Annotated in this window: 25 protein-coding genes and 1 pseudogene; 15 read left to right on the top strand and 11 right to left on the bottom strand. The window is 60.2% G+C overall.

Translation table 11 applies throughout. The features are described 5' to 3' along the window. Window positions 1-71: 71 nt before the first annotated feature. From HCU66_RS11170 to HCU66_RS11160, 3 genes are all read left to right on the top strand, one after another. Entirely contained in the window at window positions 72-350 is a 279-nt protein-coding gene (locus HCU66_RS11170; RefSeq protein WP_205888539.1) for a hypothetical protein, read from the top strand. A 45-nt stretch (window positions 351-395) separates the two neighbouring features. Further along, entirely contained in the window at window positions 396-1,163 is a 768-nt protein-coding gene (locus tag HCU66_RS11165; RefSeq protein ID WP_205888538.1) for a CHAD domain-containing protein, read from the top strand. A gap of 108 nt (window positions 1,164-1,271) precedes the next feature. Then, window positions 1,272-2,069: an acyl-CoA thioesterase gene (locus HCU66_RS11160; protein WP_205888537.1), complete on the top strand. Its 798-nt coding sequence runs from the start codon at window positions 1,272-1,274 to the stop codon at window positions 2,067-2,069. Between the two features lie 14 nt (window positions 2,070-2,083). Here the strand turns inward: HCU66_RS11160 and HCU66_RS11155 are convergent. The 3 genes and pseudogenes from HCU66_RS11155 to HCU66_RS11145 form a co-directional block, all read right to left on the bottom strand. Continuing rightward, a pseudogene (locus HCU66_RS11155) lies at window positions 2,084-2,314 on the bottom strand (terminase); the annotation flags it as partial. 227 nt (window positions 2,315-2,541) lie between these two features. After that, window positions 2,542-4,023, bottom strand: coding sequence for a methyl-accepting chemotaxis protein (locus HCU66_RS11150; RefSeq protein WP_205888536.1), 1,482 nt, complete (start codon window positions 4,021-4,023; stop codon window positions 2,542-2,544). Window positions 4,024-4,207: 184 nt separating this feature from the next. After that, on the bottom strand, window positions 4,208-5,014 hold the full coding sequence (locus tag HCU66_RS11145; RefSeq protein ID WP_205888535.1) for a TatD family hydrolase: 807 nt from the start codon (window positions 5,012-5,014) through the stop codon (window positions 4,208-4,210). A 236-nt stretch (window positions 5,015-5,250) separates the two neighbouring features. Between HCU66_RS11145 and HCU66_RS11140 the strand changes: the two genes are divergently transcribed. From HCU66_RS11140 to HCU66_RS11130, 3 genes are all read left to right on the top strand, one after another. Further along, the gene (locus HCU66_RS11140) at window positions 5,251-6,672 is read left to right on the top strand and encodes an MltF family protein (protein ID WP_205888534.1); all 1,422 of its coding nucleotides are present in this window, start codon (window positions 5,251-5,253) and stop codon (window positions 6,670-6,672) included. 103 nt (window positions 6,673-6,775) lie between these two features. Then, entirely contained in the window at window positions 6,776-7,210 is a 435-nt protein-coding gene (locus tag HCU66_RS11135) for a DoxX family protein (RefSeq protein WP_205888533.1), read from the top strand. A 261-nt stretch (window positions 7,211-7,471) separates the two neighbouring features. Then, window positions 7,472-7,780, top strand: coding sequence for a class I SAM-dependent methyltransferase (locus HCU66_RS11130; protein ID WP_205888532.1), 309 nt, complete (start codon window positions 7,472-7,474; stop codon window positions 7,778-7,780). A gap of 18 nt (window positions 7,781-7,798) precedes the next feature. On the opposite strand, the gene greB is transcribed toward HCU66_RS11130, so the two are convergent. The 3 genes from greB to HCU66_RS11115 are packed head-to-tail and all read right to left on the bottom strand — an operon-like array spanning window position 7,799 to window position 11,533. Beyond that, a complete protein-coding gene (gene greB / locus HCU66_RS11125; RefSeq protein WP_129436988.1) occupies window positions 7,799-8,296 on the bottom strand; it encodes a transcription elongation factor GreB in 498 nt (165 codons plus the stop codon). Window positions 8,297-8,345: 49 nt separating this feature from the next. Next, window positions 8,346-10,850, bottom strand: coding sequence for an ABC transporter permease (locus tag HCU66_RS11120; RefSeq protein WP_205888531.1), 2,505 nt, complete (start codon window positions 10,848-10,850; stop codon window positions 8,346-8,348). Then, complete coding sequence (locus HCU66_RS11115) at window positions 10,850-11,533, bottom strand: ABC transporter ATP-binding protein (RefSeq protein WP_205888530.1); 684 nt, start codon at window positions 11,531-11,533, stop codon at window positions 10,850-10,852. The genes HCU66_RS11120 and HCU66_RS11115 overlap by 1 nt, the downstream gene beginning before the upstream one ends. 10 nt (window positions 11,534-11,543) lie before the next feature. Between HCU66_RS11115 and HCU66_RS11110 the strand changes: the two genes are divergently transcribed. The 3 genes from HCU66_RS11110 (at window position 11,544) to HCU66_RS11100 (ending at window position 13,582) form a co-directional block, all read left to right on the top strand. After that, a complete protein-coding gene (locus HCU66_RS11110; protein WP_205888529.1) occupies window positions 11,544-12,149 on the top strand; it encodes an arylesterase in 606 nt (201 codons plus the stop codon). A gap of 57 nt (window positions 12,150-12,206) precedes the next feature. Continuing rightward, on the top strand, window positions 12,207-12,500 hold the full coding sequence (locus HCU66_RS11105; RefSeq protein WP_007899882.1) for a hypothetical protein: 294 nt from the start codon (window positions 12,207-12,209) through the stop codon (window positions 12,498-12,500). A 110-nt stretch (window positions 12,501-12,610) separates the two neighbouring features. After that, window positions 12,611-13,582 carry a L,D-transpeptidase family protein gene (locus tag HCU66_RS11100; protein ID WP_205888528.1) on the top strand — a complete coding sequence of 324 codons (972 nt, stop codon included), beginning with the start codon at window positions 12,611-12,613 and terminating at the stop codon, window positions 13,580-13,582. A gap of 123 nt (window positions 13,583-13,705) precedes the next feature. Here the strand turns inward: HCU66_RS11100 and oprI are convergent, their stop codons facing one another. Beyond that, entirely contained in the window at window positions 13,706-13,957 is a 252-nt protein-coding gene (gene oprI, locus HCU66_RS11095; RefSeq protein ID WP_003448337.1) for an outer membrane lipoprotei OprI, read from the bottom strand. A gap of 635 nt (window positions 13,958-14,592) precedes the next feature. Here oprI and HCU66_RS11090 point away from each other — a divergent pair. Continuing rightward, window positions 14,593-14,874: a GNAT family N-acetyltransferase gene (locus HCU66_RS11090; protein ID WP_007939987.1), complete on the top strand. Its 282-nt coding sequence runs from the start codon at window positions 14,593-14,595 to the stop codon at window positions 14,872-14,874. A 65-nt stretch (window positions 14,875-14,939) separates the two neighbouring features. Here HCU66_RS11090 and HCU66_RS11085 read toward each other — a convergent pair whose 3' ends face one another. Both HCU66_RS11085 and HCU66_RS11080 read right to left on the bottom strand, forming a co-directional pair. Further along, the gene (locus tag HCU66_RS11085; protein WP_205888527.1) at window positions 14,940-16,016 is read right to left on the bottom strand and encodes a 3-deoxy-7-phosphoheptulonate synthase; all 1,077 of its coding nucleotides are present in this window, start codon (window positions 16,014-16,016) and stop codon (window positions 14,940-14,942) included. A 127-nt stretch (window positions 16,017-16,143) separates the two neighbouring features. Beyond that, on the bottom strand, window positions 16,144-16,587 hold the full coding sequence (locus HCU66_RS11080; protein ID WP_205888526.1) for a PilZ domain-containing protein: 444 nt from the start codon (window positions 16,585-16,587) through the stop codon (window positions 16,144-16,146). On the opposite strand from HCU66_RS11080, the gene HCU66_RS11075 reads away from it, so the two are divergent. The 5 genes from HCU66_RS11075 to cysB all read left to right on the top strand — a co-directional run bounded on the left by HCU66_RS11075 (window position 16,586) and on the right by cysB (window position 20,538). After that, the gene (locus HCU66_RS11075; RefSeq protein WP_205888525.1) at window positions 16,586-16,972 is read left to right on the top strand and encodes a thioredoxin family protein; all 387 of its coding nucleotides are present in this window, start codon (window positions 16,586-16,588) and stop codon (window positions 16,970-16,972) included. The two genes, HCU66_RS11080 and HCU66_RS11075, sit on opposite strands and share 2 nt — an antisense overlap. Then, window positions 16,969-17,919, top strand: coding sequence for a putative 2-dehydropantoate 2-reductase (locus tag HCU66_RS11070; RefSeq protein ID WP_241015453.1), 951 nt, complete (start codon window positions 16,969-16,971; stop codon window positions 17,917-17,919). The genes HCU66_RS11075 and HCU66_RS11070 overlap by 4 nt, the downstream gene beginning before the upstream one ends. A 24-nt stretch (window positions 17,920-17,943) precedes the next feature. Then, the gene (locus tag HCU66_RS11065) at window positions 17,944-18,849 is read left to right on the top strand and encodes a 5'-nucleotidase (protein ID WP_205888524.1); all 906 of its coding nucleotides are present in this window, start codon (window positions 17,944-17,946) and stop codon (window positions 18,847-18,849) included. 97 nt (window positions 18,850-18,946) lie between these two features. Beyond that, window positions 18,947-19,450 carry a universal stress protein gene (locus HCU66_RS11060; protein ID WP_205888523.1) on the top strand — a complete coding sequence of 168 codons (504 nt, stop codon included), beginning with the start codon at window positions 18,947-18,949 and terminating at the stop codon, window positions 19,448-19,450. A 113-nt stretch (window positions 19,451-19,563) separates the two neighbouring features. Next, window positions 19,564-20,538, top strand: a complete 975-nt coding sequence (cysB, locus tag HCU66_RS11055) for an HTH-type transcriptional regulator CysB (protein WP_007899921.1) — start codon at window positions 19,564-19,566, stop codon at window positions 20,536-20,538. 8 nt (window positions 20,539-20,546) lie between these two features. Here cysB and HCU66_RS11050 read toward each other — a convergent pair whose 3' ends face one another. Next, on the bottom strand, window positions 20,547-21,029 hold the full coding sequence (locus tag HCU66_RS11050; RefSeq protein WP_205888522.1) for a GreA/GreB family elongation factor: 483 nt from the start codon (window positions 21,027-21,029) through the stop codon (window positions 20,547-20,549). Between the two features lie 14 nt (window positions 21,030-21,043). Further along, window positions 21,044-21,442: a hypothetical protein gene (locus HCU66_RS11045; RefSeq protein WP_205888521.1), complete on the bottom strand. Its 399-nt coding sequence runs from the start codon at window positions 21,440-21,442 to the stop codon at window positions 21,044-21,046. Window positions 21,443-21,475: the final 33 nt, after the last annotated feature.

The raw sequence follows: 21,475 nt of genomic DNA, 5'->3' as shown, positions 1-21,475 counted from the left end.
GTCCAAGGCACTTTTCACGCGCCAGACCGGTCTTACCTGCACGACTGTTTATTATCTTTGAGGTGTGAGTGATGAAAGCCTGGATCTGTGTGCCATTGATTGCCCTGGCGCTCGCCGGTTGTGCCGGTAAAACCGCTTACCGTGACAGCTGCGGTAGTCAGCTCGACGCCGCCTGGCGCGAGCTGGACCTGGCCAAGGTCGAGGGCTTTGCCGGCACCGTCAGCTACTCCAAGGCGCTGTCGTTGCTGACCGGTGCCAAGACCCAGCAGCAATTTGAAGCATACGAGGGGTGTACCAGGAAGGCCGAGAAGGCGCGCTTCTATATTCGTGAATCCCGCGCCGGCCGTTGACGCATGATCTAGGCTCTAAGGGGGATTCGATTCAGGGAGCACGCGATGTCGGCCTTGGTTGATCGGTTGGTGGCTCGTGTGCTGGGCCTGGAAGTCCGTTTGCTGGCCTGTCAGGCTCGCTTGAGTGCCCGTACCGATCCGGAAGCGCTGCACGATCTGCGTACCACCGTGCGCCGGTTACGCAGCCTGCTGCGGCCCCTGCGCGGTTTGCCCGGGGTCGAACAGCTGGAAGCGGCGGCGTCGCGGGTGGGTGATCTGACCACGCCGTTGCGCGATCGCGAAGTGCTGGCGGCGTACTTGCTCCAGCACGATCTACCCGAGGCCGCGCACCGGCGCATGGTGCGGATGGCCGAGGCTTATCCCGTCGTGGCGACGAGCCCGGAGCTGACGCAGTTGCTGATGATCCTCGACGCCTTTCCGCGTTTTCTGCGGGCTTCTCAGCGTCAGGGCTTGCTCAAGGGCTTGCGCAAGCGCATCGAAAAACGCCTGGCCAAACAATGGAAGAAACTCGACCAGGCCCTGCATGACCCGGCCCATGACCGCCATCGTTTGCGCCTGCTGATCAAGCGTGTGCGCTATGGCATCGAAGCCTACCCTGAACTGGATCGTTTGCCGCAAGCGGCGCTGCCCAGGCTGAAATCGGCCCAGGCTGCCTTGGGTGATTGGCACGACAGCTGGCAGTGGCTGGCCCGCGCCAAGGAAGAGCCTGATTTGCAGCCGTGTGTCGAAGTCTGGAAAACCACCCTGGCCCAAGCCGAAGAGAACGCCGACCGCGTCCTCGCCAAACTCAGTACCACCTGCTTCAAATCCTGAAACCACCAACCGGCCTTTCTGTCCGGCTCTTTGGCCGGAATAAGCGCTGTGCCGGCCTTGCGGGCTGGTTAAGATCGCTCCATCCAATTTCATGTCTGCGAGGTTCCCATGCACTTTTCCGATCTGCTCGACGCTGTTCGCAGCCAGCCGCAGGAAGTGTCTATTCCACCCGAATGGGGCCAGGGGCGGGCGAGTTTTGGTGGTTTGGTAGCCGCCTTGCAATACGAAGCCATGCGCGCAAAAGTCCCGGCGGATCGTCCGGTGCGCTCGCTGGCAATCACTTTCGTCGGCCCGGTCGAACCCGATGTGCCGGTCAGTTTTGAAGTCGATGTGTTGCGCGAAGGCAAAGCCGTCAGCCAGGTGCTGGGCCGGGCGATGCAGAAGGGGCAAGTGGTGACGTTGGTCCAGGGCAGCTTCGGCGCCTCGCGACCGTCCGAAGTGGTGGTCACGGCCAACCCGGCTCCCGAGATGAAGCATTGGGACGACTGTCAGGAGCTGCCGTACATCAAAGGCGTGACCCCGGAATTCATGCGTTACCTGGCCATGCGCTGGAGTGTCGGTGGCATGCCGTTCACCGGCAACAAATCCCGGGATATGGGGGGGTGGGTGCGCTTGCGTGGGGATGGGGAGGGCGAGTCGGTCAGCGAGGCGCATATTCTGGCGCTGGTCGACGCCTGGCCGCCGGCCTTGTTGTCGCATCTGAATAAACCGGCGGCGGGCAGCACGCTGACCTGGACCATCGAATTCGTCCAGCCGTTGCTGGCGTTGAGCACGCTGGACTGGTGCAAGTACCTGGTGGACATCGAGCATGCCACTGACGGCTACGGGCATGCCGCCGCCAAGCTGTGGAGCGAAGACGGCCGGCTGATCGCCATGAGTCGGCAGACCGTCACGGTTTTCGCCTGATACCCGCAGGCTTACGCCTCCAGATGATGACTGTGACGCTGCAGGCCCAGGGCGGCGAGCAGGCCGATGACGCCGATTGCGAAGCTCGCCAGATCCAGGCTGAACACCCCCGAGACCATCAGCAAAAACGCCACGATGAACAGCGGCACGGCGATCATGTGCAACACCGGATCGGTCGGGTGTTGGTGACTGTGCGGGTGCAGTCGCCATTGCCAGGCGGGAAAGTTGGGGTGACGTTTGCCCATGATGCTAATCCTTGATTCGTTGAGGCTCATGAACAAAGAGTAGGCCCGGCGAAAGCCGTCGGCGAATCGAGGGTGGCTATCGGCACGATAGGTGTGATGGTCAGGATTGATGTTGCTCGGTCTGACGCCTTCGCGGGCAAGCCTCGCTCCTACAGGTATTGAGTCGTTCGCCGTATTTTGTGAACGACATTAATCTGTAGGAGCGAGGCTTGCCCGCGAAGAGGCCCTCAAAGCTTGAGCTGCCCGATGGCCTTGCTCAACTCCCCGGCCAACATTGCCAATTCATTGCTAGTGATTGCCGAACTCACGGTCTGCTGCACGGTGTTCTCGGTCACATCGCGAATGCTCACCACCACCCGATTCATCTCCTCCGCCACGTGACTCTGCTGCTCGGCCGCCACTGCGATCTGCGTATTGCTTTCACGCATCTGTGCCACCGCGCCGGTAATTTCGGCCAGCGCCACACTGGCTTCCTGAGCCTGTTGCATGCAATCGTCCGCCTTGTATGAACTTTCCTGCATGAAGTCCACCGCGTCCCGAGTGCCGGCCTGCAGGGCTGAAACCATGGCGGTGATTTCGTCGGTGGATGTCTGGACCCGTTTTGCCAGGTTGCGCACTTCATCGGCGACCACTGCAAACCCCCGACCCATTTCCCCGGCCCGGGCCGCTTCGATGGCCGCATTAAGGGCCAGCAGGTTGGTTTGTTCGGCGATGCTGTGAATCACACTGACTACGCCGTTGATCTTCTGGCTGTCCTCGGCCAGGCGCTGAATCATCTCGGCCGTTTGCTGCACGCCGGTGGACAATCCGCCAATCGATTTTTGCACCCGAGCCACCACTTCCTGACCGCTGCCGGCCAGGCTGTCGGCGGTTTGCGAGAGGTCGCGGGTGGCGCCGGCGTGCTGGGCGATGTGATGAACGGTGGCGGTCATTTCGTTGATCGCCGTGGCGGCCTGATCGGTTTCGTTTTGCTGGCCGAGCATGCCGTGACGCACCTCGTTCATGCTCGAAGCCAGCCGCGCGGCGCCGACATCCAGTTGCCGGGCGGTGCTGGCGACGGTGTTGACCACCCGCTGATAGCCGGCCTGCATGGCGTTGAAAGCGTTGGCCATCTGCCCGACTTCATCCCGGCAGGCCAGCGGCACACGGGCCGACAGGTCACCGCTTTTCTCGACGTGGAGCATCACGTCTTTCAAGGTGTTGAGCTGGCTGAGCAAGAAGCGGATCAGCAGTTGCGACGCGCCGAGCATCGCCAGCATCAGGATGAACACCGCGACCGCATACTGGGTGAAGCGCTCGCCGAACACTTGGCTCAGGCTCGGGCCGCTAGCGATGACTGCAATCTGTTGACCGTCGGGGCGAGTGAACACCTCGGCGCCCATTAGCGGGTTGTCCCCGAACAGCGGCATGGCATTGATCTCGACCCAACCGTGGGTATCCGTCAGCTCCAGCAGTGGTTGTCCGTTCAGCACTGGCGCCTGCCCGCGATTGAAGGTCAACCAATTATCGGCCTTGGGTAGCGGCTGTCCGACAGGCCAGGCGTTGAGCAATCGCGCCTGGACCTGAGCCGACGCCTGGGCGGCATGGCTGCGGGCCTGCTGTTCGAGCTGCACGGCGTACAGCACCAGCAACAGCGTGGTGACGAAGGCGACGGCGTTGACCGCCCAGAATTTGTATTTCAGCGAAATATTGCTAAGCCAGGCACCCATGGAGGTCTTCTCTGATAGCGGAAACAGTTTTGGCAAGGTGCCAGTATTGTGCCGCTACTCAGGGAGACTGAATTTGATGTGGGTCAACAGATTCCGTGCTGTATGAAAAAGATCGCAGCAGCTCCAGTGGAATGCGACCCATAGATGTAGATGGAGCTGCCGAAGGCTGCGATCTGTTCAGGCGTCACGCTAACGCAGGCAACCCGAAAAACGCCCGTGCGCTGGCGGTACTGTGGGCGGCCAGGTCTTCCTGGCTTTCCCCACGATGCAACGCCACTTCACGCAACACTTCGGTCAGGTACGCCGGCTCGTTGCGACCGTTCTTCGGCTTGGGACGCAAACTGCGCGGCAGCAGATACGGCGCATCGCTCTCCAGCATCAACCGCCCGCGTTTGATCTCCTTGACCAACGGATGCAGGTGCGTACCCCGGCGCTCGTCGCAGATCCAGCCCGTGATGCCGATGTGCAAATCCAGATCGAGGTAGCTGAACAGCGCCTTTTTTTCACCGGTGAAGCAGTGCACCACGGCGGCCGGCACCTGGTCGCGGTAATCGCGCAGGATCTCCAGCAATCGTTGGCTGGCATCGCGCTCATGCAGGAACACCGGCAGTTGCAGCTCGACCGCCATTGCCAGATGTTCTTCGAGGACTTTTTCCTGCTGTGGGCGGGGCGAGAAATCACGATTGAAATCGAGACCGCATTCACCCACGGCCACCACGTTCGGCTCCTTGAGCAAACTGCGCAGACGCTGAGCGCTGTCGGCGTTCCAGTCGCTGGCCGAATGCGGGTGGATGCCGGCTGTGGCGAACAGCCGCTGAGCGCTTTCGTCCAGTTGCCGGCACAGCTTCAGTGCCTGTTCGCTGCCCTCGACGCTGGTCCCGGTGAGCACCAGTTGGCAGACCCCGGCAGCATAGGCACGGTCGAGTACAGCCTGGTGTTTGTCGGCGAAACTGGGGTTGGTCAGGTTGACGCCGATATCGATGAGTTGCATGGTGCTACCTCGGACTCAAGGCCGGAAAGCATATCAGAGCTGTAGATATATAAGAAAAGCCAAGAACTACAACGAGTTAAAGCTGTCTGTTGAGGCCGCGAGACAGGTCGCGTTGGCAGGTTTGCTATCACTGTGCCACTCTCTCGCACTTTGCCAGCGCTTCAGGCGCTCTGTTTCTGTCGCCCGATCCCATGAAATCACCCATGAGGTTGGCCAGTATTCTTTCCGGAGAGTGGATGACACGTCCCTCGGTTTTGTTAATGCTGTGTTGTTCGTTGCTGCTGCCAATGCCGGCGGTTGCGCGTCTGGCCGGGCCGTTGCAAACCGTGCCGGCGGCCAAGGTCCGCGACCTGGCGGAGATTCGCAACAGTCGTGTGCTGCGAGTGCTGGTCAACCAGAGCCGCAATAGCTCCGGCGAAGTCCAGGGCCAGGCCATCGGCGTCGAGTACCACCGCCTGCGGGCTTTCGAGCAATACCTTAATGGCCATGCCCGCGACGGCCAGGAAATCACCCTCAAGATCATTCCCAAAGCCAAGGATCAACTGCTCGGTGCGTTGCAGCGCGGGGAGGGGGATATGGTCGCGCCGGGGGAATTGCTCGACCCGCAATCGGGCCACGCAGTCAGCACCAGTGAACCGATTACCAGCAATGTGCCGTTGCTGCTGGTGGGGATCAAAGGCGAACGACGTTACACCCGCCTCGAACAACTCTCGGGCAAAACCCTCGCGCTGCCCACCGGCAGTGCTGCCGGGGATGCGGTCAGTCAGATCAACCAGAAGCTCGCACTGCTCAAATTGCCCCCGGTGAAAATCGAGTGGGTCGATCCAAGCCTGGCCGTCGAGGACGTGCTGGAAATGGTCCAGGGCGGGATCTTTCATCTGACCATCGTCGAGCAACCGATCGCCGAGCGCTGGGGCAAGATCCTGCCCAAGTTGCGCTTCGATCGACAGGTCCTGATCAGCGAGCCGGGCGAGGAATACTGGTTCGTGCGCCGGGACGCCTCGATGCTGCGGGCGAGCATCGATCGCTTCCTGACGACCTACAAGAAGCCATCGGATCAGGATGCGGCGTTCCTGCGGATTTATCGGCGCTTGTATCAAGTGCACTACCCTTTGGCCAAAGCCGATCGGCAGCGCCTGGAAAAACTTCGACCGGTGCTGCAAAAGCACGCCGACGCTCAGGGCATGGATTGGCTGAACCTGGCGGCGCTGGCCTTCAAGGAGTCGGCACTGCAACCCGACGCCAAAAGCGGCAGCGGCCCTACCGGCCTGATGCAAATCACCCCGTCCGCCGCCCAACGGGTCGGGGTCAGTAACATTCAAAATCTCGATGCCAATGTGCAGGCCGGCGCCAAGTACCTGGCGATGATTCGCCGCAAGTTCTTTGCCAGTCCAAAATTCAACGAACGCGAGCGCATGGCGTTCGTGCTGGCGGCCTACAACATGGGACCGGAACGGGTCCAGGGCATGCGCGCCGAGGCTCGGCGGCGGGGCCTGAATCCTGATCAGTGGTTTTTCCAGGTCGAGCGCATTGCCATGGAGCAGGTGGGGATGGGCGCTGTCAGCTATGTTAATAGCGTGAACAAGTATTACTTGGCATTCGATCGGGAACGGGAGTCGTTGGAGCCTCAGGGACCGAAAGTGGCTACATGGAAATGATCGACTAAACTGATAGTTATGGCGGATTTTTTGCGCTTTTAGTATATGTTTTATTGATTAATATAGCGGCCAACCAACACACACTCACAATGGATGACACAACATGAGCACACTGATCAACAAGGTACTGTCCACCCGCGCAGGCTACGGTCTGACAATTCTGCGGATTTTCGTCGGCATCATCTTCGCAGCTCATGGCGCACAGAAACTCTTCGGGGCATTCGGTGGCTACGGCATTGCCGGCACCGCGCAGTACATGGAAAGCATCGGCCTGGCACCCGGTCACCTGATGGCGATCCTGGCCGGTGGTACCGAGTTCTTCGGCGGTCTGGCGCTGATCATCGGCCTGCTGGCACGCCCGGCGGCGCTGGGGCTGACCTTCCTTTCGCTGGTGGCTATTTTCTCGGTGCACATCAGCAACGGTCTGTTCATGGCCAACAATGGTTATGAATTCGCCCTGGCTTTGCTTGGCGGCAGCCTCGCGGTGCTGATCGAAGGTGCAGGCAAGCTCTCGGTAGACCGCGCCATCGCCGACTGACCGCTCTGGCTCAACGAAAAGGCCCGCACAGTGTGATGCACTGTGCGGGCCTTTTTTTGTTGCTGGTGATTCTTGACACTGTCCGGTCAGCTTCTCTAGGATGCTGCCCATGCGCCGATTTAAACAGCTACTTGCGGGGCGCCAGGTGACTCATTCAGTTGCCGATAGAAGCTTGAAACAGGCTTCGAAATACCGCTAAAGCGCTGGTTCGGTGTTGCCTCTCACCTGCCATGCAGACTTTTGAGGCAGAGACACGACACAATGAATGCATTGAACCCCGTTGTACGCCCTGCACCGATCACGGCACATCTCACCCAGCGCAATCCAAAAATCCTGCTTGGCGGTAAACATCAGCCGACGCTGTTGCGTTACCTCGATGGCTGGCCACGTCGCAGTGGTGGTCCGGCCGCTTTCCTGATCCAGTTTGTCGAAGACGGCGAGTCACTGGCACGGTTTGCCAACGACAGTTTCGATCTGGCGGTGATTCAGGCGCCCAGCGCCGAGGACGCCCCTGAAATGATCAAGCAACTGACCCGCGTCGCGCGCCAAGGGCTGATTGCCCGCTGCTGAGGCTCAGAGCGCCGTGCCTTAAAGATAGTCGATCGCCACGATATACACGCATTGTTCGCCAGTCGGCGTCTGCACCCGCACTTCGGCGTCCAGTGCCTTGCCGATCAAGGCGCGCGCCAACGGTGAGTCGATGCTGATCAGGCCTAGTTTCAGATCCAGCTCATCTGGCCCGACAATGCGATAGCGCGACTCTTTGCCGTCTTCATCTTCAATCGTGACCCACGCGCCAAAATAAACCTTGTTCGGATCGCTGGGTTTTTCGCTGACGACCTTGAGCGCTTCCAGGCGTTTGGTGAGAAAGCGCACGCGACTGTCGATCTCGCGCAGCATCTTTTTACCGTAGGTGTATTCGGCGTTTTCCGAGCGATCGCCCTGGGCCGCCGCCTCACTGACCGATTGCGTCACTTGTGGTCGGCGCACATGCCAGAGCTCATGAAATTCTGCGCGCATCCGCGCTTCACCTTCGGGGGTGATCAGCGCGGTGCCGGCGGTGCGGGGAGGGCGATAACGGCTCATGGCGACTTCTTGTGATTGAGTTCTTGATAAATCAGATTGCTTGAGTTTATCAACCCTCGCGCAAGACTGTCAGCGGGCTGGCATTCAAGGCGCGGCGCGTGCCGAATACACCGGCACCGCCGATCAGTACGGCGCCGATCAGCGGCAACACCAGCAACCACGGATGCGGATGCCAGGGCAGGTCGAAGGCATAGCGGTAGAGCACCAGGCTCACCAATTCCGAGCCCAGCGCCGCCAACAACCCACTGACCGCGCCGAGCAAACCGAACTCGATACGCCGGGCCCTGACCAGTAACTGCCGCTCGGCGCCCAGCGCTCGCAGCAACGCGCCTTGGCGAATGCGTTCATCGAGGGTTGCCTGCAAGCCGGAGAACAACACCGCCATCCCCGCCGCCAATACAAACAACAGCACGTACTCCACCGCCAGGGTGACCTGCGCGAGGATGCTGCGCAGCTGCTCCAGCAAGGCTTCGACTTGAAGAATGGTCACGGCCGGAAAGCTGCGGGACAGGTCGACAATCTGCTGATCGTGACCGGCCGCCAGATAGAAGCTGGTCAGGTAGGTCGCCGGCAAGTCCTTCAAGGTGCCGGGCTGGAAGATCATGAAGAAGTTCGGCTGGAAGTTGTCCCAGTTGATTTCCCGCAGGCTGGTGACTTTTGCCTCCCGATTGACCCCGCCGACGCTAAACACCATGTGATCGCCGAGCTTGAGTTTGAGGCTTTCGGCGACCTTACCTTCCACCGAAACACCCGGTATTTCATCCGCAGGTTGCTGATCCCACCAGTTGCCGGCGGTGAGCTTGTTGCCCGCCGGCAGGTCTGCCGCCCAGGTCAGGCTCAGGTCGCGTTGAATGGCTCGATCACCGGCCGAATCCTTGCTGACGATGTCTTGCACCGGTTCGCCATTGATGCTGATCAGCCGCCCCGGCACCACCGGGTACAACGGCGCCGATTGGGCCGACAACTCCATCAGTCGGTCGGCAAAGGCCTGTTTGTCCGCCGGCAGGATGTTAAGGGCGAAATAGTTCGGGGCATTTTTCGGCAACTGGTTTTGCCAGGTGTCGAGCAACTCGCCGCGCAGCAAAGCGATCAACGCCATGGACAGCAAAATCAAACCGAAAGCCAGCGACTGACCCGCTGCCGCCAGTGGATGGCGCAGCAGTTGGCCCAACCCCAGGCGCCATGGCAATGAGGCGCGCGCCAGCATCTGGCGCAGGCTCTTGAGCAGCAGCAACAGTAAACCGCCAAGCACCAGCGCCGCGATCACACCGCCGCCGAGCAGGGCGAAGGTCAACAGCAGGTCCAGGCTCAGGCGCCACATGATCAGGCCGAGGGCGCCCAGCGCCGCGCCATAGACCATCCAGGTGCTGGACGGAATCGGCAGCATGTCGCGACGCAACACCCGCAGCGGCGGCACGCGACCCAAGGCGGCCAATGGCGGTAGAGCGAACCCGGCCAGCGCGACCAGCCCGGTGCCGATCCCGGCGATGGCAGGCAACAGTCCGCCCGGAGGAACATCGGTCGGCAGCAAATCCCGCAGCAGTGCAAACAGCCCGAGCTGTGCCAGCCAGCCGAGCAGGGCGCCGCTGATGCTGGCGAGCAATCCGAGTACGGTCAGTTGCAGACTGAACAGCACCATGGTTTCCCGGCGGGACAGACCCAGGCAGCGCAGCAGCGCGCTGGCATCGAATCGGCGGGTGGCGAAGCGTGTCGCCGACAGCGCCACCGCCACGCCGGACAGCAACACCGCCACCAGACTGGCCATGTTCAAGTAACGTTCGGCCTTGCCCAGCGCGCCGCCAATCTGCCGGTTGCCGTCGCGGGCATCCTGGATGCGTTGGTTGGCGGCCAGGCCCGGCTTGATCAATTGACGATAGGTTTCCAGCGCCTGGGTGTTGCCGCGCCAGAGTTCGCGGTAACTGACCCGGCTGCCGGGTTGCACCACGCCGGTTGCCTCAAGGTCGCTGAGGTTGATCAGCACCCGTGGCGTCAGGCTGTAGAAGTTACCGGCGCGATCCGGTTCGTAGGTCAGCACCCGCGCCAGTGTCAGGGTTTTCATGCCGACATCGATGCTGTCGCCGATCTTCAGGTCCAGTGCGGTCAGCAGTCGCGCTTCGACCCAGGCTTCGCCGGGTTTCGGGCCGCCGCCGGGCTCTTCGGGCGCGAACGGCGCGGGAGCGCTTTTCAGCTCGCCACGCAACGGGTAGACGTCATCGGCGGCTTTGATGCTGGACAGCTGAATGCCGTTGTCGGTGGCGATGACACTGGAAAACTCCACCACCTGAGCGTGTTCAAGGCCCAGTTCGGTGCCACTCTTGATCTGTTCCGCCCGTGCGGGCGAGCTGCCTTCGAGCAACAGGTCGGCGCCGAGAAACTCGGTGGCGCGCAGCAGCATGGCGCCGTTCAGGCGGGCACCGAAGTAACCGATGGCGGTACTCGACGCCACGGCCACCAGCAAGGCGAAGAACAACACGCGCAACTCACCGGCGCGGGCATCACGCAGCAGTTGACGGATGGCGAGGCTGAATAGGCGCAACAGCGGCAGGCGTGCCATCAAGGCTCCAGAGGGGCGACCAGCAGGCCGGCTTCAAGGCGAATCAGGCGCCGGCAGCGATGTGCCAGGCGTTCGTCGTGGGTCACCAGCACCAGGGTCGTGCCGCTTTCCTTGTTGAGTTCGAACAGCAGATCGCTGATGCGCTCGCCGGTATGGCTGTCGAGGTTGCCGGTGGGTTCATCGGCGAACAGCACGTCGGGTTCGGCGGCAAATGCACGGGCAATCGCCACGCGCTGCTGTTCGCCACCGGAGAGTTGCCGTGGTGAGTGGGTCAGACGTTGGCCCAGGCCGACCCGTTGCAGCAATTCGGTGGCACGGTCGCGAGCGTCTTTGCGGCCATCGAGCTCCAGCGGCAGCATGACGTTTTCCAGAGCGTTGAGACTGTCGAGTAGCTGGAATGATTGAAAGACAAATCCCACGTGTTCGGCGCGGATGCGGGCGCGCTGGTCTTCGTCGAGATTGCTCAGGTCTTGACCGGCGAGCGTGACTTCGCCGCTGCTCGGCAGATCAAGGCCGGCGAGCAGGCCCAGGAGGGTGGATTTGCCGGAACCGGAGGCACCAACGATGGCCAGGCTGTCGCCCTTGTTCAGTTCCAGGCTGAGTTCGTGCAGGATGGTCAGTTCACCTTCCGCGCTGGGAACCACTTTGCTAAGGTTCTTCGCGGTGAGAATGCTTGCGCCCATGGAGAATCCGATGCGTGTGTGGTTTTTGAGTGCTGGCTTGGCCTTGATGTGCATGGCCCAGAACGCAGCGGCGGGTACAGTCCTGATCGTTGGCGATAGTATCAGCGCCGGTTTCGGCCTGGATACCCGGGTGGGGTGGGTGTCATTGCTCGAGCAACGGCTCAAGCGCGAAGGTTTCGACGATAAAGTGGTCAATGCGTCCATCAGTGGCGACACCAGTGCCGGAGGCCGGGCGCGCCTGCCGGCGCTGCTTGCAGAGCATAAGCCCGAGCTCGTCATTCTCGAGTTGGGAGGCAATGACGGCTTGCGCGGAATGCCGCCAATACAATTGCAACAAAATCTTGCGTCGATGATCGACAGCTCCCGCGTCAGCGGCGCCAAGGTGCTGTTGCTGGGCATGCAGTTGCCACCCAATTATGGTGTGCGTTACACCCAGGCGTTCGCCGAGGTTTTCATCAAGGTGGCCGACGAGAAAAAGATCCCCCTGGTGCCGTTTTTTCTCGACGGCGTGGGCGGTCATCCGGACTTGATGCAATCCGATGGCCTGCACCCGGCGGCGGGCGCGCAGGGCAAGTTGCTGGAAAATGTCTGGCCTGCACTAAAACCGCTGTTATGAGACCTTTTCTAGCGGCAGGCTTTCGGCTAATGTGGCGCCCCCGATTTGGAGCCCCCGATGCCGCGTCCTGCCTGGTCCCTTTTTGCCTACCAACTGATCGAGCCTGACGAACAGCTGGATCTGTTCGCCTGTCAGGAAGTGCGGGTGCATTTGGTGACCCGTCAGCTGGAGCTGGGCGGCTCGGCGGACCGAACCTTGTGCGGCAGCCTGTTGCCGGCGCAGCCGCGCTGGTCGAGCGTTGACCGTACCGTGTTCCAGGACCAGCGCCTGTGCTCACTGTGCCGGGCCATTCTGGAATCGCAAAAGCGCGGCACCTCGCCGATCTGGCCCGAGTTGCGGTTCGAGCTCTAGTCCCTTGTGGCGAGGGGGCTTGCCACAGGTCTTGCATCTCCCCGAAATAACGGGCGGCGGTGTACAATCGGGTTTTTATAGCCTTGTCGATCATGCGAAGGATTTTCCGGATGTTGCCGCGCTTTCCCGCCGTCACCCGCTGCCTGACTCTTGCCGCCCTCTGTGTCGCGGGTCCGGTAGCAGCATTGGAGTTGCCCCTGCCACCACCTGGTGAAGACATCGTCGGCCAGGTGCAAGTGATCAAGGCCAAGTACGAAGACACCTTCGCCGACCTTGGCACCGCCTACGATCTGGGTTATTCGGAGATGGTCGCGGCCAACCCTGGCGTCGATCCATGGCTGCCGGGCGCAGGCACCGAAATTGTGCTGCCGACGCGCTTCATCCTGCCGCCGGGCCCCCGTGAAGGCATCGTCATCAATCTGGCCGAATACCGCCTCTATTATTTCCCGAAAGGCCGGAACGTGGTGTACACCTTCCCGCTGGGTATCGGTCGTGAAGGCTGGGGCTCGCCGATTGCCCACACCAGCATCATTGCCAAGACGCCTAATCCGAGCTGGACGCCTCCAGCGTCGATCAAGGCCGAACACGCCGCCGATGGCGACCCGCTTCCGAACGTCGTGCCGGCCGGCCCGGACAACCCGCTGGGGCCGTTCAAATTCACCCTGGGCACGCCGGGCTACCTGATCCACGGTTCGAACAAGAAGTTCGGCATCGGCATGCGTACCAGCCACGGCTGCTTCCGCATGTTCAACAACAACGTGCTGGAAATGGCCAGCATGGTGCCGGTAGGGACGTCGGTGCGCATCATCAACGATCCGTACAAGTTCGGCCTCAGTGGCGGCAAGGTTTATCTGGAAGCGCACACGCCACTTGACGACAAGGGCAACCCTTCGGTGGTCGACAAGCACACCGCGGTGATCAATGCGATGCTCAAGCGTGAGGACATCACCAACAACTTGCGCATGAACTGGGATGTAGTGCGTGACGTGGTCGCGGCTGAAGATGGTCTGCCGGTGGAAATCGCCGTACCGGGTACGTCGGCACCGATGGTATCGAGTGCACCGATCGACCTGCAGCAGTAACGCGTTAAAGCAACCCGCCGATGCAAGCCGCGTCGGCGGGTTTTTTATCGCCAGCAGAAACACCGGGCAATAAAAAAGCCGACCCAAAATATGGGTCGGCTTGATAACAATCCCGAAGGACTATTACTTGCGGCTAGCTTTTTCCAGCATGCGCAGAGCACGCTCGTTAGCTTCGTCAGCAGTCTGTTGTGCTTTTTGAGCAGCAGCCAGAGCTTCATCAGCTTTACGGTAAGCTTCGTCTGCACGAGCTTGGGCGCGAGCTGCTGCGTCTTCAGTAGCAGTCAGACGTGCTTCGGTTTCTTTAGATACGCTGCTGCAACCGGTAGCCAGAACTGCGGCCAGAGCCAGAGCAGAGAATTTCAGAACGTTGTTCATCGTGTTCCCCTTCAAGGACTTTCTATTAAGTAGCTGTCTCCTCAGAGTGAGGAAATAGCCGGCGTACATACTACCCATTACTTGTAGTAAGTAAACTGACGTAGCGCAAGAAGCAAAAAAAATTGTAGGCGTTGATTCTTTTTCGAGCAACTTTTAACTGCGTTGTATGAAAAATATCCAGCTGCGAGGCCCGAGGTGAGTGAGCCGAGGGAGAAAAGTTCCCGGTGTCGGCAGCTGTTTTTCAGTCTTGGCTAAAGTCTGTCTAGATGGATTCGTCCACACTTTTGTTCGAATTTTGCACAGCCGCTCTCATATCTTTATCCATGTTGAGTGACTTAAACAAAGGGCGTTCGTCTTAAGTCTCAATGTCCGGCAATGTTCAGGCTTCGACCCGGGAAATCTTCGGTCGAGCCGTCCCTGCGTAATTCGCAGCAACCCTCGCCAGCCGATGCACGATGACGAGCGTCCCTTGAGCATTTTTGCCAATGGTGCCTACTATTTGATACGTGCTCGGTTGCGCGAGATGGGTGCTGCACTCTCGATGTCCATTCAGGCACGGGGTGGCGTAGAGGTTCCTTCGCCGGAAAAACATCGGTAAGGTAGGGGTCAGAATTAAAGACCCGCGAGGAGTAGTGATGAGCGAGGCGTTGTCCATCCACCATGACCAGGCTGGTCATCAGTTCGAGACCACTGTGGACGGTTATCGTGCCTACCTGACCTATATGGATCTGGGGAAGCAGACCCTGGATATTTATCGCACTTTTGTGCCCAACGCGCTGCGTGGTCGCGGCATTGCGGCGGCATTGACCGAGCAGGCACTGCAATACGCCGATGAAATGGGCTATACGGTGATTCCATCGTGCTCCTACGTGGAGCGCTATATGGAGCGTCACCAACGGCATGCCGCCAAGTTGTGAACAAAACCAACCCATAAAAAAACGCCAGGTTCAAACCTGGCGTTTTTTTATGCGCGAAATGGCGATCAGCTGCGATCGCGTTTAGGCAGCACGTCCTTGAGCTTGGCATGCATGCTGCGCAAGGTGTTTTCGGTGGCAGTCCAATCGATGCAGGCATCGGTGATCGACACGCCATATTGCAGGTCGGCGAGGTCTTTCGGGATCGCCTGGCAGCCCCAGTTCAGGTGACTTTCGACCATCAGGCCGATGATCGACTGGTTGCCTTCGAGGATCTGGTTGGCGACGTTCTCCATCACCAGGGGTTGCAGGGCCGGGTCCTTGTTGGAGTTGGCGTGGCTGCAATCGACCATGATGTTGGGCTTGATCCCGGCCTTGTTCAGTGCTTGTTCGCAGAGCGCGACGCTGACCGAATCGTAGTTCGGCTTGCCGTTACCGCCGCGCAATACCACGTGACCGTAGGCATTGCCCTTGGTGGTGACAATCGACACGCCACCTTCCTGGTTGATGCCCAGGAAGCGGTGCGGGCTGGAAACCGACTGCAGCGCGTTGATCGCCACGGTCAGGCCGCCATCGGTGCCGTTCTTGAAGCCGACGGCCGAGGACAGGCCGGAAGCCATTTCACGGTGAGTCTGGGATTCGGTGGTGCGTGCGCCGATCGCCGACCAACTGATCAGGTCCTGCAAGTATTGCGGGGAGATCGGGTCGAGGGCTTCGGTCGCGGTCGGCAGGCCCATCTCGGCCAGGTCCAGCAGCAATTGACGACCGATGTGCAGGCCATCCTGAATCTTGAACGAGTCATCCAGATACGGATCGTTGATCAAGCCTTTCCAGCCGACGGTGGTGCGTGGCTTTTCGAAATACACGCGCATGACCAGGTACAGGGTATCGGACACTTCGGCCGCGAGCACCTTCAGGCGCTCGGCGTATTCGTGGGCAGCCTTGATGTCATGGATCGAGCACGGCCCGATCACGACGAACAGGCGGTGGTCGGTGCCATCAAGAATGTTGCGAATGACTTCGCGACCCTTGGTGACGGTGCGCAGGGCAGCGTCGCTCAGAGGGATATCACGCTTGAGCTGATCGGGAGTGATCAGGGTCTCGTTGGAGGCGACGTTAAGGTCGTTGATCGGTAAATCAGCCATCGTTTACTCGTCAGGTCACGGGTGCCGGCCGCCAGCGAACCCGCGCGGCGGAGCACAGCAAATTAAGCGCGTCGGGGAGTCGAACCTTAGCGCGTTACACCGTGGCTCGACAATGGGCAAACGCCCCCTAATCCAGCACTGGCTGTGCAAATGCCTTGCGAACGGCGTCGTGGGAGAACTCGTCGGCGTGATGCTGGACCCATTCCAGAGCCAGGGCCTGAATATCCTGCAGGTCGTCGTGCGGGTCATGCTGGCGACAGTAACGTTCGATCTGGCAGATCTGCTCACCCATCCGCGCGCAAAACAGCGTCTGTTCGTCGACGAAGGCGATGCCCACCAGATAGCCGCGTTTGCGTCGCAAACACCACGCCACATAACCCAGGAAACGCAAGTCCGGGTTCAGGGTCGGCATGCGTACTTCCAGCGCCGTACCGTGGCGCCACGCGCGGTGGTAATTGCAAGCCATGCCACCGAGGCTGATAGTGTGCAGCTGTTGCCGCGAAATACACTCATGTTTGAACAACGTTAATTCGACGGGCACATCGTCAGGATGAGGAAGATAACGTCTCATGAACACGGACTCCCTGTGTCGGCCACTTGACACTGTTTCTCCCAGTATAGTGGTCGAATCGGAACTGACCGATTTCGACGCCGACCAACGGCTACTGGCAATGAGCGGCATTTCCCTGGTGATTTTCACCAGCGTTGGCTGCGCCAGTTGCCGCTTTGCCCGTGAGCAATTGCCCAGGTTCGATCTGGCGGTCGATCGACTGTGCTGGATCGATGCCGGCAACAATGGCGGGGCGGTCGAGCGTTATCGGGTCTTTCATTTGCCGGCGCTGTTTGTGGTGCGCGACGGCGAGTTCTTCGGGGCGCTACAGTCGCGTCTGACCCGCGCGGCGCTCAACGAGGCCGTGGGGCGGGCGTTGAATCGACCAGCAGAGGAATTGCCATGACAGTGACCAGGCCGACAATCGGCATTATCGGGACCGGCGCGATCGGTGGTTTCTACGGGCTGATGCTGGCGCGTGCCGGCTTCGATGTGCATTTTCTGTTGCGCAGCGAGTTTTCAGCGGTGACTGAACGCGGTTTGCATCTGGACCATGCGTCATTGGGCCCGCTGACCCTGAACCCGGTTCAGGCCTATTCGTCGGCTGCCGACATGCCGCCCTGTGACTGGCTGCTGGTAGGCGCCAAGACCACCAGTAACGCGGACCTGGCACCGGCCATCATTCAAGCCGCGGCACCTGATGCCAAAGTGCTGTTGCTGCAAAATGGCCTGGACGTCGAAGACAGTCTGCGCGGACTGCTCCCTGATTCGCTGCACCTGCTCGGCGGGCTTTGTCTGATTTGCGTCCATCGCACCGGCCCTGGGGTCATCACCCATCAAGCGCTCGGTGCGGTGAATGTCGGCTACCACAGTGGCCCCGCCGCCGATGAACCGTCACGCATGAACATCGTCGAAGAAGGCGCCGGGCTGTTCCGCGCTGCTGGCATCGACGCCCAGGCCATGGCGAACCTGCAGCAGGCACGTTGGCAGAAACTGGTCTGGAATATTCCCTACAACGGTCTGTCGGTGCTGCTCGGGGCCAGCACCACACCGTTGATGGCGGATACCGACAGCCGCGCGCTGATTCAGGCCTTGATGGCCGAAGTAGTTCGGGGGGCCAAGGCCTGCGGGCATGACATGCCGTCGGGTTACGCCGACTATCTGTTCATGATGACCGAGAAAATGCCCGACTACTGGCCGAGCATGTACCACGATTTTCTGCACAAGCGGCCGCTGGAGCTGGAGGCGATCTACACTCGGCCACTGGCAGCGGCGAAGGCGGCGGGATGTGAATTGCCGCGAATCGAGGCCTTGTATCGCAGCTTGAGTTTTATCGACCGCCGTAATCGCTGAGTCGGTCAAGGAAGGGGGAAGGGCATGGCTAATGGCATAGACGACAAACTGGTGCTGGCGATTTCTTCGCGAGCGCTGTTCGACTTGAGCGAGAGCCACAAGGTCTATCTGTCGAGCGGGGTCGAAGCCTATCGGCAGTACCAGATCGAACACGAAGACGAAATTCTCGAGCCCGGCGATGCATTCCCGTTGGTGGAAAAACTCCTGAATCTGAACGCCCGTCTCGGCCGTGCCCGGGTCGAAGTGATCCTGGTATCGCGCAACAGCGCGGACACCGGCCTGCGGGTTTTCAACTCGATTCATCACTATGGCCTGGCGATATCGCGCGCGGCATTCGTCGGCGGGCGCAGTCCTTATCCGTACCTCAAGGCCTTTGGTTGCGACCTGTTTCTGTCGACCCATGCCGACGATGTGCGCAGTGCGCTGGATGCCGGTTTTGCCGCAGCGACCATTCTGTCGGGCGGTGCCAGCCGCGCCGCCAGCGATGAATTGCGCATTGCGTTCGATGGTGACGCGGTGCTGTTTTCCGACGAATCGGAACGGGTCTATCAGTCGGGAGGCCTTGCGGCGTTTCAAGCCAGCGAACGTGAGGCGGCTCGCGAGCCTTTGCGTGGCGGGCCGTTCAAAGGCTTCCTCGCGGCGCTCAACCTGTTGCAGCGCGAGTTCCCCGATGACGCCTGTCCGATCCGCACCGCGTTGGTGACCGCGCGATCGGCGCCGGCCCATGAACGGGTGATCCGCACCTTGCGCGAATGGGATATTCGTCTGGATGAATCGCTGTTCCTCGGCGGTCTGACCAAGTCGGCTTTTCTCGAAGCCTTTGCCGCCGATGTATTTTTCGACGATCAGGCCGGCCATTGCGAGCTGGCCCGTGAAGTGGTTGCCACCGGGCACGTGCCCCATGGCATCAGTAACGAGCCATCGGTTTAAAGCCCGGCGGTTCAATGCGTTGCGCCGGACGCCGCACTCGCTGCGGCACTGCTAAGCTGAATCAAATCTCCGCCATGTTGGCATTCGAGGAGGTCATATGATTCGTTCGATGCTGTATGCCACTGACCTGGGTCTGTACGCACCATTGGTGATGCAGCATGCCTTGGAACTGGCTCGAACATTCAATGCCGACTTGTATGTGGTGCATGCGGTAGAGCCCATGGGGCTGTTTGCCGAATCCGTGTTGCAGAGTTATCTCGACGAGAAGTCCTTGAACGAATTTCACAGTCAGGGTCTGAACAATGTGATCGCCAATATCCAGCAACGGGTGCTCGACAACTTTCGCGAAGAGCTGGGGGATGAAGGAGAGCAGGACCTGCAGCGGATCCAGGCAGTGCGGGTGCTGCAGGGCGATCCGTCGCAGGTGATTCTCGACCAGGCACAGAAACTCTCTGTCGATTTGCTGATCGTAGGGAGTCACAGCCATGGTGCCGGTGCGGAAACGCCGTTGGGCCGAACCGCTGCACGCGTGTTGCAACTGGCCAGGGTGCCGGTCTATCTGGTGCCGCTGGTGGAGCGTCGCCGCAAAGAGGATCGCTAGAACACGAATAATGGCATTTTGATAAAAAAGTTCTAGATTTATTGGTCTAACCATTAATATAGTTATATACCGTCGCTGATGCCCGTGGCGTCTACCTGCTTTGAGGGATTCATATGAAGCTTCAACAATTGCGCTACATCTGGGAAGTGGCGCACCACGACCTCAACGTCTCTGCTACAGCCCAAAGCCTCTACACCTCGCAACCGGGCATCAGCAAGCAGATCCGTCTGCTGGAAGACGAATTGGGGGTCGAGGTTTTCGCTCGCAGCGGCAAGCACCTGACCCGCGTGACCCCGGCCGGCGAGCGCATCATCACCACTGCCGGCGAAATCCTGCGCAAGGTTGAAAGCATCAAGCAGATCGCTCAGGAATTCTCCAACGAGAAAAAGGGCACCCTGTCGATCGCCACCACCCACACCCAGGCGCGTTATGCATTGCCGCCGGTGATCAGCAATTTCATCAAACAATACCCGGACGTTGCCCTGCACATGCACCAGGGTTCGCCGATGCAGATCGCCGAGATGGCCGCGGACGGCACCGTCGATTTCGCCATCGCCACCGAAGCCCTGGAGCTGTTCGGTGACCTGGTGATGATGCCGTGCTACCGATGGAACCGCTGCGTGGTCGTGCCTCAGGGCCACCCGCTGACCAAGCTGTCGAAGCTGACCCTCGAAGCCCTGGCCGAATACCCGATCGTGACGTACGTGTTCGGTTTCACCGGCCGTTCGAAACTCGACGAAGCCTTCAGTCACCGTGGCCTGACACCGAAAGTGGTGTTCACTGCCGCCGACGCCGACGTGATCAAGACTTACGTTCGTCTGGGCCTGGGTGTGGGCATCGTGGCGAAAATGGCGGTCGACACCAAGCTCGATAGCGACCTGGTGGTGCTCGATGCCAGCGAATTGTTCGAATCCAGCATTACCAAAATCGGTTTCCGTCGCGGCACTTTCCTGCGTGGCTTCATGTGCGACTTCATCGAGAAGTTCGCGCCGCATCTGACACGCGAAGTGATGGCCAAGGCCATTCAGTGCCACAACAAACAGGAACTGGAAGAGCTGTTCGACGGCGTCGAACTGCCGGTCCATTAAGGGTTTGCTTAGACCACCTCGGTGACAGAAAACTGTTGCCGAGCGCCCGCCACCAGAATCTCCACTTCATCCCCTTCGAACTTGCCCAGCAGGCCTTTGCCCAGCGGTGAGCGAGGGGTGATGACGGTAATCAGTTGCCCCACCAGATCCACCTTCAACCCGGCCGCGTCGGGGGCCAGGAACAGCCATTGTTCGCGACCCTTTTCGTCTTCCAGGCCGAGCAGGGCGCCGACTTCGATACCGCGCCGGTCGTCATAAGGCCGCAGTGTCAGGTTCTGGCACAATGCTAATGACAGTCTGATTTCCTCCACCCGTCTAGCCTGTCCGGCCGCCAGATAAGACGCCTCCAGCCCCAGGGTGTCGTACTTGTTTTCGGCTATGTTTTCTTCGTGGGTCGCGGTTTCGTAAGCGGTTTGCGCGGCACGCTCGGCGATGTCGAGATCGATCCGCAGCTTGTCGATAATCAGTTGGTGGACGGTCGGTTTGTGCATAGAGCGCTTCATGATCAATCGCAGAATTGCAGGACGTTCGCACGGCTTTTTTCGCTCGGTGCGGTCTGGTCCTGTTGCAGCCAGAACTGGCATTTTGGATTGGACAGATTGTGTTGGCTGCTTCTGGCCTGTTCCACCATTTGCTGCTGCTCGTTGCGGCGCAGGTGGTCCTCGTACTGTTCGAACATCGGGTTTTGCCCAGCGGGTTGCTCAATCATCGGCGGTCTGGCCAGTTGCTCCACCGCTTGGGCCAAGGGCGCCAATTGCTCGTTGAACAACAGGCGCCAGGCGAGCCAGCAGGTCAGGGCGATCGCGATAAATCCCAGCCACAAACCGAGGGCAATGCTGCCGGTCAGGTGCAGTGCATTGAACTGGATCGGCAAGGGACGGCGCGGGTTGGGGCGATAGGGCATTACTGCCTCCTGGCGGGTGGTCGCGGGCGAGTG

This window comes from Pseudomonas frederiksbergensis (genome assembly GCF_017114915.1).
GTDB lineage: Bacteria > Pseudomonadota > Gammaproteobacteria > Pseudomonadales > Pseudomonadaceae > Aquipseudomonas > Aquipseudomonas frederiksbergensis_I.
The sequence above is the reverse complement of the archived record's forward strand: the minus strand, read 5'-3'. Positions and strand labels throughout refer to the sequence as shown.